Annotated in this window: 9 protein-coding genes and 1 pseudogene; 8 read left to right on the forward strand and 2 right to left on the reverse strand. The window is 42.1% G+C overall.

Annotation, left to right across the window (positions count from 1 at the left end; translation table 11 throughout):
• Window positions 1-55: 55 nt before the first annotated feature.
• Complete coding sequence (locus tag AC1MDJ_RS05550) at window positions 56-553, forward strand: DNA gyrase C-terminal beta-propeller domain-containing protein (RefSeq protein ID WP_479689952.1); 498 nt, start codon at window positions 56-58, stop codon at window positions 551-553.
• Between the two features lie 54 nt (window positions 554-607).
• Here the strand turns inward: AC1MDJ_RS05550 and AC1MDJ_RS05555 are convergent, their stop codons facing one another.
• A complete protein-coding gene (locus tag AC1MDJ_RS05555; RefSeq protein ID WP_479689953.1) occupies window positions 608-1,615 on the reverse strand; it encodes an aldo/keto reductase in 1,008 nt (335 codons plus the stop codon).
• 362 nt (window positions 1,616-1,977) lie between these two features.
• Here AC1MDJ_RS05555 and AC1MDJ_RS05560 point away from each other — a divergent pair, with 362 nt between their 5' ends.
• From AC1MDJ_RS05560 to AC1MDJ_RS05585, 6 genes and pseudogenes are all read left to right on the forward strand, one after another.
• Window positions 1,978-4,224, forward strand: coding sequence for a hypothetical protein (locus tag AC1MDJ_RS05560; RefSeq protein WP_479689954.1), 2,247 nt, complete (start codon window positions 1,978-1,980; stop codon window positions 4,222-4,224).
• A 100-nt stretch (window positions 4,225-4,324) separates the two neighbouring features.
• Window positions 4,325-5,476, forward strand: a complete 1,152-nt coding sequence (locus tag AC1MDJ_RS05565) for an ABC transporter substrate-binding protein (RefSeq protein ID WP_479689955.1) — start codon at window positions 4,325-4,327, stop codon at window positions 5,474-5,476.
• A 159-nt stretch (window positions 5,477-5,635) separates the two neighbouring features.
• Entirely contained in the window at window positions 5,636-6,700 is a 1,065-nt protein-coding gene (locus AC1MDJ_RS05570; protein WP_479689956.1) for a branched-chain amino acid ABC transporter permease, read from the forward strand.
• 5 nt (window positions 6,701-6,705) lie between these two features.
• Window positions 6,706-7,536, forward strand: a complete 831-nt coding sequence (locus AC1MDJ_RS05575; RefSeq protein ID WP_479689957.1) for a branched-chain amino acid ABC transporter permease — start codon at window positions 6,706-6,708, stop codon at window positions 7,534-7,536.
• A 10-nt stretch (window positions 7,537-7,546) separates the two neighbouring features.
• Window positions 7,547-8,329, forward strand: coding sequence for an ABC transporter ATP-binding protein (locus AC1MDJ_RS05580; protein WP_479689958.1), 783 nt, complete (start codon window positions 7,547-7,549; stop codon window positions 8,327-8,329).
• Window positions 8,316-8,801: pseudogene (locus tag AC1MDJ_RS05585) on the forward strand (ABC transporter ATP-binding protein); the annotation flags it as partial. The gene AC1MDJ_RS05580 and the pseudogene AC1MDJ_RS05585, both read left to right, overlap by 14 nt.
• Window positions 8,802-9,174: 373 nt before the next feature.
• On the opposite strand, the gene AC1MDJ_RS05590 reads toward AC1MDJ_RS05585, so the two are convergent.
• The gene (locus tag AC1MDJ_RS05590; protein ID WP_479689959.1) at window positions 9,175-9,468 is read right to left on the reverse strand and encodes a helix-turn-helix domain-containing protein; all 294 of its coding nucleotides are present in this window, start codon (window positions 9,466-9,468) and stop codon (window positions 9,175-9,177) included.
• Window positions 9,469-9,667: 199 nt separating this feature from the next.
• Here AC1MDJ_RS05590 and AC1MDJ_RS05595 point away from each other — a divergent pair.
• Window positions 9,668-10,130: glycosyltransferase family 8 protein (locus tag AC1MDJ_RS05595; protein WP_479689960.1), on the forward strand; the 463-nt coding region annotated here is incomplete at its 3' end.

Consider the following 10,130-nt stretch of genomic DNA (forward strand, 5'->3'; position numbering starts at 1 on the left):
AACCTGCTGAAAAAGAATTACGAGGGCTATAAAACTGGATGAGGGGGATGAACTGATGGGTTCATTACTCACGTCTGATGACGACAAGATATTTATGGCGTCTAGGCATGGCAAGTCTATACAGTTTTTTGCTAAAGCCGTTAAGACGCGCAAGCGTATGGCTGGCGGTATGCGCGGTATGCGTCTATCAGGTGGCGACAGGCTGGTATCGTTAGAGGTTATCAACGATAATGGGGCTATAATGTCTGTCACCGTTAATGGCTATGGCAAGCGGACGGAGTTGTCCGAATATCGCGAGCAGTCAAAAGGTGGTAGTGGAGTAAAGCTTGCTAATATTACTGCTAAAACTGGCGATATAGTGGGAGCTATGCAAGTGCAACCTAACGATGATGTAATGCTAGTGACTAAGAGTGGCAAAGCAATTCGTTTTGCTGTTAGAAATATATCGGTCGTAGGTAGGGCGACACAAGGTGTGCGACTAATGGACACTGGTGGCGATGAGATAATATCAATAGCGGTAATACGCGACAATGATGATGAGCAACAAGATTAGAAACTTTAACAATTCCCCCTCTTTAGAGGGGAGATTGTTAAAAATAACGCAAAATTATAGGAACGTTTTATAGTCCTCGTAATTCTTTTTCAGCAGGTTAGGCGTATCTAGTCCATAAGGGCAATGAGCCTTGCAATGTCCGCAACCTATGCAGTTGTTGATTTTAGACATTTTTTCCTGCCACTCAGGGGTGAGCCATAGTGCAGGGACGGAACGACGTAACATTAGCGACATACGTGCACAGCTAAATATCTCAATACCAGCAGGGCAGGGCAAGCAGTAACCGCAAGCACGGCAAAACTCACCCGATAACTCAGCTCTATCCTTTTCAATGCGTTTTTTCATCTCTTCTTCGGGGATAATTGAGCCAGTTATTGCTTTTACTAGACCGGTCAGTTCGTTCTCACGTTGAATACCCCAAATAGGCACGACATTCACGAGCATTGCAAGCCAGCTACGCGACAAGGCAAGGTCAGTAAGCAACCCTCCACTCAACGCTTTCATAGCAATAAAACCAACATTTTTCTGCATACATAGCTGAGTAAGCTCTACTTCCTCTGGGGTGGATAGATAGTTTATAGGGTATTGCAGGATATCGTATAGTTCGCTTTCCGCCGCTTCTTTCGCGATATGGCGACGATGGTTAGTTATGCCTATGAAACGGATTTTCCCTTGTTGCCTAGCTTCTAGCATAGCTTCATACATACCGGTGCCGTCATCGGGCTTAGGACAGTAATCGGGGTTATGAAATTGGTAAACGTCAATATGGTCTGTCTTTAGCAGGGTTAGGCTAGTTTCTAAATCTTTCCAAAAAGCGTCTGGGGTCTTCGCACCTGTCTTTGTTGCAAGTATAAAACTAGAACGCCTATACGCTATAGCTTTGCCGATTTTTTCTTCGCTGTCAGTATAAGCGCGGGCAGTGTCAAAATAGTCTATGCCACTATCAAGTGCCCGCTGTAGTATTGCTACCGCAGTTCTCATGTCTGCTCGTTGCAACGGCAACGCACCGAAACCGTCTTTATTTACAAAGAGTCCTGTCCTGCCAAGTTTAGCTTCTAGCATAAGTCTAATCCCCCTAAATAAATATAGGGTGATGATATAACGTTATTTCTAACTTGTCAATAAAACATCTGGCAATTATACTTGACTGGACTAGAAACAAATAAATTATGCTTGACGAAAGCACGTCAAATATGCTCCTGTGATAGCTCATAAGCCAATAAAAAACTTTGTAAATTTAATCAAGGTTATTTTTACAAAGTTGACGAGTGAAAACTCCCTCCACTTAGACGGGTGAGGAAAAGTCCACCCTTACAGCTTATAACGTTTCTTTGACAAGTGAAAATATTCGTGATATAAGGGATAAAAAACGTGTAAAAATAACCTTGGTTTATTTTACAAAGTGAAAAGAGGGGTGAATAGCAGTGTTTTATAGCAATTTACAGGATTTTGTCAACAAGTTTAGACATCTATTCTTTGTTCTCATATCATTAGCAGTCATTGTTTGTATCTATGCGCTGCTGTCGTTCGTCTTTGTAGGCAGAACAGATGCAGTGCCTCTGAAGTGGCAGAAACATTTAGAAATATCACAACAAGAACTATATAAGAACCTAGACAACTTCAGCATAGTTGGCGTGGACAAGAATGTTCTACGTAGCGATGTATCTGATAACTCTAGCATAATCGTTGATTTAGGTAATAGGGCGACAAAAGACTACAAGCGGGTATCATTGCTTATATCTAGGCTTAATACGACTAATAGCAGATTTAGGGCAGCATGGCTATCATTTGTTGATAAATCGGGCAGGCAGACTAATAGAACCTTTGGTATGCTAAGAGATGGGTTTAACTCATCAAAGGCTGTAAAAGGGAATATTCCCGAGCAGTTCACAATAACCTTATCAAGCGAAAAGAGCGGTTTTTCTATGGAGGTTGAACGAGCATATTTAAGCAAATATTCTGTGTTGCCAAACAAGTTTATTCCCCCTTTTATCATACTTTCGCTGTTTGCGGTAGCTATATCTTGGTGTTGCTTTTACAAGGGACTGCACAGGTGGGTGCTGGCTAAAAACTGGGCGTTATTTGCTATTATAGTCGCCATTCAACTGATGTTTGTAGCCTACTATAGAGACCAAGCTAAGGGTAATATTGGCGAGGAAATGTCCATAATTGTGACTGCTAATCGTGCTGAAACGATTTTCGCACTCATTCCTAACACTGTTGATAGGGTATATAATGACTTTGGTGCTGGTAGTGTCTGGCATTCCTCTCAGGACTTGTTTAATTCTGTAACGGCACAGCCGAATGAAGGGTTATCTCATTTGAATAGGTTGAGAGCTAGGCAACCAGAACATTCTATTACACACTATATTCAACTTCACCTAGCTTCAATGCTATTTCCCAATACTTTTAGCTATTGGCTAGGAGTGTTGTTGAATATCCCTTACTATTTGGGAACGTGCATTCTTTTATACGTCATATCGAGACGTTTCCTGTCGGGCAGGCTTGCTCTACTGCCCCTTGTTTTCTATGGTTTCAGTGCTGCTGGTATTTACACGCCTACCTTTGCTCGCTCATATATGCTATCAGCGTTCTTTTGTGTTTTGTCTATTTATTTGTTATTGAACATGTTGGATGGTTCTAGGTTAACAAAAAGGTTTTATCTGCTGCTCGCACTCACATTCTTTTTAGGTTTTGATGCACATAATTACTTTTTGTTATGGTTCGCGGGTATATCCGTTGTGCCTGTTGTGCTACTGTTCTATCGCAAACGTTTTATGGATATTGCTAAATGTGCAGTTGCTCTTGTAGCCAGCTTTACTGCATATATGCTCTTTGCGGTGCATTCGTTTGCTATATCACATGCCGTAACTTATTATAGTATTAGCACACACTTAAAAAGATTTTCTGAAGCCTTTACTCTTATAGCAAACGGATTTGGAGCGATATTCTGGTGCATTTTTGTAATTGCTGTTATAGGTTTCTTATTCTATAACAAAGCTAAAATATATGTCTATTCTGATGTTTCAGAGCCAGAGCATAGCTTTAGTCAACAACCGTTAGCATTGCAGGGACTTGCTGTGCAACTGTGTGTTTCTATGGCGATAGGCATATTCGCCTACATACTGGCAAATGTTTTAATATCAGATTATCCCTCTACCCCTATTTGGCGTTACTTGGCAATATCTCCAGCGATAGCTTTATTGCTAATACTATTTATAAATGAACTTATTAGCCGAGTGGTATATGATATTCCCCTATATCGCCAGCTATTTGCGGGTATGGTGCTGATAATTTCATTTATAGGTTTTTATAACAGAGTAGAACCTATTAAAATAACTGGATACTATGAGCGTGCCAACTATGCAAAAATTGCTGAACCATACAGGGATATAGCAGCTATCTGCATATCATATACAGACAATAGGATACTTGCTATAATGAATCTTCGTGAGGCTATAAGTATAAAGCCTGATAGCATTGCAGAGCTTGACAAAGCCCTAGAGCACGTGAAAGACGATAAAAGCGTGGTTGTATATTTTGGAGCAGATACAGGCTGGGAGCCTAAGTGGGCTGAGTATAGACAGTTTATCATAGACGCTATGCACCAACGTGGCTACACAAAACGTGTGCCCTTCATAGACGGTGTCAGCTGGATATTCTCAAAATAATCAGCCACCGCTATCTCATCAATATTGCCAAACATCTTTCATTTTTATTTGTTTTCTGTTAGAATGCAAAATTATATTTATTGGAGGGCATGTTAGAACTATGAAAGTGAAATTTTTATTGGCAGTATTTGCGGTTTGCGCAATGCTTGCGAGTGTTAGTTGCGGTAAGAGCAAAGGGGACGAGCTTGTAATTGGTGTCCAAGGTCCAGAAACTGGTAGCATTGCTATCTACGGGCTATCAGACCTAAGTGGTGCTCAACTGGCAGTAGATGAAATCAATGACAAAGGTGGTATCAACGGGAAGAAGTTAAAACTTGTTCACTACGACAGTCGTGGCGACAAGACAGAAGCGGTTAACGTTACCCAACGCCTGATTAACAACGACAAAGTTTGCGCCATATTAGGCGAAGTTACGTCTGGAGCGATGTTTGCCATAGGTAAGATAGCAAACGACAGTGGCACAGTTGTATTATCAGCAGGTGCTACGGCTGAGGGTGTAACAGACAATATGCCGTTCGTTTTCCGCGATACATTGCTTGATAGCGATGGTGCTCCGCAGACAATCAAGTTCTTGACGGCAAATAAGAATTGGAAGAACTTCGCCATTATAACATCTGTCAACAATGACTACTCTGTTGGATTGTCCAAAATATTCAAGGAATCTATCCTAAGTAACGGCGGCAGTGTTGTGGCTGAACAGTCTATCAGTGATGGCGATACTAATATATCGGCACAGATAACGGCTCTTAAGAACAAGACTTTTGATGCGGTAGTTTTTTCTGGCTACTACCAAGAGGCAGCTTTAATATTGTTAGAACTCCGCAAACAAGGGATAAAAGTTCCGCTCGTGGGTGGCGATGGTTTGCAATCAGCAGAAGTCTTTAACGTGGCTAAAACAGCATCCTTTGGCTCGGTGTTCTTTGCAGGATTTGCTCCTAATGCTGATGTGCCTGTAATAAAGGAGTTCATCTCTAAGATGAACAAGCAGAAGAAAACTGCCGATATGTTCAGTGCACAAGGTTACGATGGTATATATTTATTTGCCGAAGCTATGAAAAAATCTGGCATGAACGACTGCACCAGCAAAGAACAACGCGATAAAATGCGGGCGGAGCTTGCTAGTACAAAAGATTTTCAAGGCGTATCTGGCAAGATGAGCTTTGATGAACAAGGCAATGCTAGGAAAGTCCCTTTTGTTCAAGAGTTCGTGGATGATGGCAAGGGTGGATACTCATGGAAGTTGATTAACTAGACTCAAATGGGCTAGCAATACAATAGGCGGAGGCATCTATGCCTCCGCCTACTTTATGAATATTATAAGGCATTATAAGATAAAAAAGATAAAAAAGAAAATCTAATCAATATATTATCTTGAAATTGTTAAAAATATTTGCTATCATTGAAAATTATTATGGTTATTCAGCAATTATTGAATGGACTTACGCTCGGCGGCATTTATGCTCTGATTGCGCTCGGCTATACTATGATTTACGGCATAGTTAAGCTCATTAACTTTGCACATGGCGATGTGTTTATGCTAGGTGCATTTGTGGGTTTCTATGTGGCAGTTCATTTTAGTAGCAATTTTATAGTGGTTATATTGGTTGCAATGGCTTTCTGTATGTTGCTTGGTCTTCTCATAGAGCGGACTGCCTACAGACCTCTGCGCTCTCCCAGTGCTAGTAACCTTATAGGCACAGTTATCATGGTGGGCGTGATAGCGGCGGCTGCCTTTCTTGGCAGAAATGGAATGAATACGTTATTTACGTCTGCAGTATTTTATGAGGGACTTGCGCTTATCGGTGTGGTGATATTTTTACTGGCAAAGGGTAAAATTCGCGTTAAGCATGCTGGTGCTAGTGGCACTTCCCGCATCAATGCACTAATTACTGCTATAGGTATGTCTATAGTGCTATCTAATACGGTGGCTATTATAAATGGACCCCAGCGCGTAACGTTCCCTCCTGTATTGGAGCTAGGTAGCTGGAACGTAGCGGGGATGAATATATCGGGTTTGCAACTTTTTATCATCACTGCCTCGTTAGTTTTGATGTTTATATTATATTTTATTGTCCACAAAACAAAAGCCGGTATGGCTATGCGCGCAGTCTCTCAAAACATAAATGCGGCTAGACTTATGGGTATAAACCCTGATAAAGTTATCGGTTTTACATTTGCGCTCGGCTCCGCACTTGCGGCTGCGGCTGGGGTGCTGGTGGGAGTATTCTACACCGTAGCAGACCCTAATATGGGTTCTATGTATGGCTTGAAAGCATTTGTTGCTGCAGTATTCGGCGGTATCGGTAGCCTACCGGGAGCTATGGTTGGCGGATTTGCGCTCGGTGTGGCAGAAGTGTTCGGCGTGGCGTTTATAGCACCAGCTTTTAGGGATGCTATCGCATTCGGCATACTGATACTAGTGCTTATAATTAAGCCTACCGGCATATTCGGCAGCAACGTTAAAGAGAAGGTGTAAAGTATATGGACGCAATATTTAATAGCTATACGTTGCAGATAATAACTATGTGTTGCATAAACATAATAATAGTGCAGGGGCTTAACCTAATATCGGGTATTACGGGTCAGCTGTCTCTTGGACACGCCGCATTTATGAGTATTGGCGCATATACTGTGACACTGCTAATGCTAGACCTGAACGTTCCCTTTTGGCTTGCCCTGCCACTCGCAGGACTCATTGCGGGGCTTGCAGGCTTTATGTTGGGAGTGCCTATATTAAGACTACGCGGAGACTATTTGGCAATATCCACGCTGGGTTTTGGAGAAATCGTGCGTGTTCTATTTCTAAATAGCACTACAACGCATGGCGCACTTGGCATAAGTAGCATTCCCCATTACACTACGCCACTTATAAGCGTTATACTCGCGATAGTTGGTTTTATTGTAATGTTCAACCTAACAAATTGCCGTTTTGGGTTGGCACTGCGCGGCATACGTGAGGACGAAATCGCCGCAGAGATGATGGGCGTTAATATCGCTAAATATAAAATGCTCGCTTTTGCTATAGGCACTGGTTTTGCTGGTATAGGCGGGGCGTTATATGCATGCCAGATAACGTTTATAAGCCCAGGAGATTTTGCCTTCACCCGCTCGTTTGAACAGCTGTCTATGCTGGTGCTAGGCGGAACAGGTAGCCTGCTCGGTGTGGCAGCTGGCGTTATTATCTTGACTGTAATACCAGAGGTGTTGCGGTTTGCTACCGAATATCGGATGGTTATGTATGGGCTAGCACTGCTTATCATAATGGTGTTCAGACCGCAAGGGTTGTTCGGCAACATTCGCGTGAACTTATAGAGGATATGCTATGACACCACTACTAGAACTACGTGATATATCTATCCAGTTTGGCGGCTTAAAGGCAGTGTCAAACCTGTCGCTCACAATAGAACGGGAGCAGATAGTAGGGCTTATCGGTCCTAACGGTGCAGGCAAAACGACAGTATTTAACCTAATCACGGGTATCTATAGACCTACCGCTGGGGGAGTGTTCTTTAACAGCGAAAACATTAACAAAAAACGTTCTTATGAACGCACGTGGCTGGGCATTGCACGCACATTCCAGAATATACGTCTGTTTAAGCAACTGACCGTTGCTGAAAATATAATATTTGCTATGCACTACAATAGAGATATTGGTATATTCTCGTCAATGCTACGTTTGCCACACTTTTGGCGTGAGCGGAACGAAGTCAACAAAAAGGCTAATGAATATTTAGAATATATCAATATGCTTGATATGCGGAACGAGCGGGCAGAAAACTTGCCGTATGGCAGGCAACGTGAACTTGAAATAGTCCGTGCCATAGCTACAGGTGCAGAACTGCTGTTGCTTGATGAACCAGCAGCAGGTATGAATCCACAGGAAACAAAACAACTAATGCGCTTTATAGACAAGGTTCGCAATGATATGCACAAATCAGTGTTGCTTATAGAGCATGATATGGGGCTTGTAATGGGCATATCAGACAAAGTAGCCGTGCTGGACTATGGACAAAAGATAGTTGAGGGCAAACCCAGCGAGGTGCAGCATAATAAGAAAGTAATAGAGACCTACCTTGGCAAGGGGGACGACGATGCTGAAAGTTAAGAATCTAAAAACAAACTACGGCAAGATACAGGCTCTGCACGGGGTGTCAATAAATGTTTATAAGGGCGAAATCGTTACCATTATAGGTGCGAATGGCGCAGGCAAGACCACTCTGCTAAACACCATAAGTGGCATATTAAAAAGCTCTGCTGGGAAAATCAGCTTTAATGGCACTGATATAACCAACGTTCCCGCAGAGAAAATCGTCCGTGCAGGGCTGGTGCAATCGCCTGAGGGCAGACAGATATTTCCACTGTTAAACGTTGAAGAAAACTTGCAACTTGGAGCATACCTGCGAGCAGATAAAGAACGTATAGATGAGGATTTAAGGCGTGTTCACGAGATGTTCCCCCGATTGAATGAGAGACGTAAACAGCTCGGTGGCACTCTGTCGGGCGGTGAGCAACAGATGCTCGCTATCGGCAGGGCACTTATGAGCAAACCTGAACTATTGCTACTTGATGAACCTTCGCTTGGATTATCGCCGATATTTGTTCAGCAGATATTTGAGGTAATCCGTGAGATAAACTCACAGGGCACGACTATCCTACTAGTAGAGCAGAATGCACACGTAGCACTGCAAACAGCAGATAGGGGTTATGTAATCGCCACTGGACAAATCATAATGGATGATGACGCTAAAGCTCTGCTGAAACATGATAGCGTCAGAAAGGCATATCTGGGTGGTTGATTCTTAGAGAAAAATTTCCCCCTCCGTAATACCGCCACCACCTTCTACGAGCACACGTATATCTCTAAGTTCAGTGTTAACATCGCTTAACCCAATAAGGTTAGTTACTGCATCAACTCGCCACCGCTATTACCGCTGTAGAGTGTTTTACCGCTTATTCACGCAACTTGTTTAGCCTACCTTGCAGAAAATATATCATATCGGTAATCAATTTTTCTTGCCAGTCTTGCTGGATGGGTGTTAGTGCAAATAGTTCGTAAGGCTCTCTATCTAGTGCTTCTGCTATTTTTTCAAGCATAGAATCTGTTGGAAATCTCTTCTCTTTCTCTATCAGAGCGATATAGTTGGTGGACGTGTCCACCCTGTCGGCTAATTTGGCTTGTGAATAGCCAAGTTGCGCCCGACAGGCTTTCATATTAGTAGCAAGCAAACTTCTCAATCGTGTCATTGTCATCACTCTACGTTATATTTATTTTTAATTATATAACATAAAGGTATTGACACAACGTTCGTATTGCCATATAAAATACCCTTAATATAACTTATAGTTATTAAATATTAGTTTTTTAGCTATTTATATAACTATAAGTCATATAACGATATGTTCATGCAAAGTGAACACGATGAAAAGGGGGTTAGGAAAAGATATGCAAAATAATGATATAGTTGTAGTCTTTGCTTGTGATGCCAATTACCTGCCTTATGCAGGGGTAGCAATCTGCTCGTTAATAGCCAACAGTTCTAGTGAAAATAATTACAAAATCTATATTTTGACATCAAGCGATAACTTGGTCACTGCTCATGTTGACAAAATACGCAGGTTGGCAGAAACGCACAATAATATAACAATTGAAGTGAGGGATGTAGGTTCTGCTATAAGCAAAGAAACAGCCACGATGTTTTATACAAGTTCCTATATTGTTCCTTCGTCCTATTACAGGCTATTCATATCAGATGTGCTGACTGAATATGATAAGGCACTCTATTTAGACTGCGACATTATTATACACGCTGATGTTGCAGAATTATTCAGGACATCGCTTGAAGAATATACGCTTGGTGCTGTGCGTGACTACCTTTCTTACTTCCATTGGTTGCAAAATGACGCTC

The organism is Candidatus Termitispirillum reticulitermitis (genome assembly GCF_054655775.1).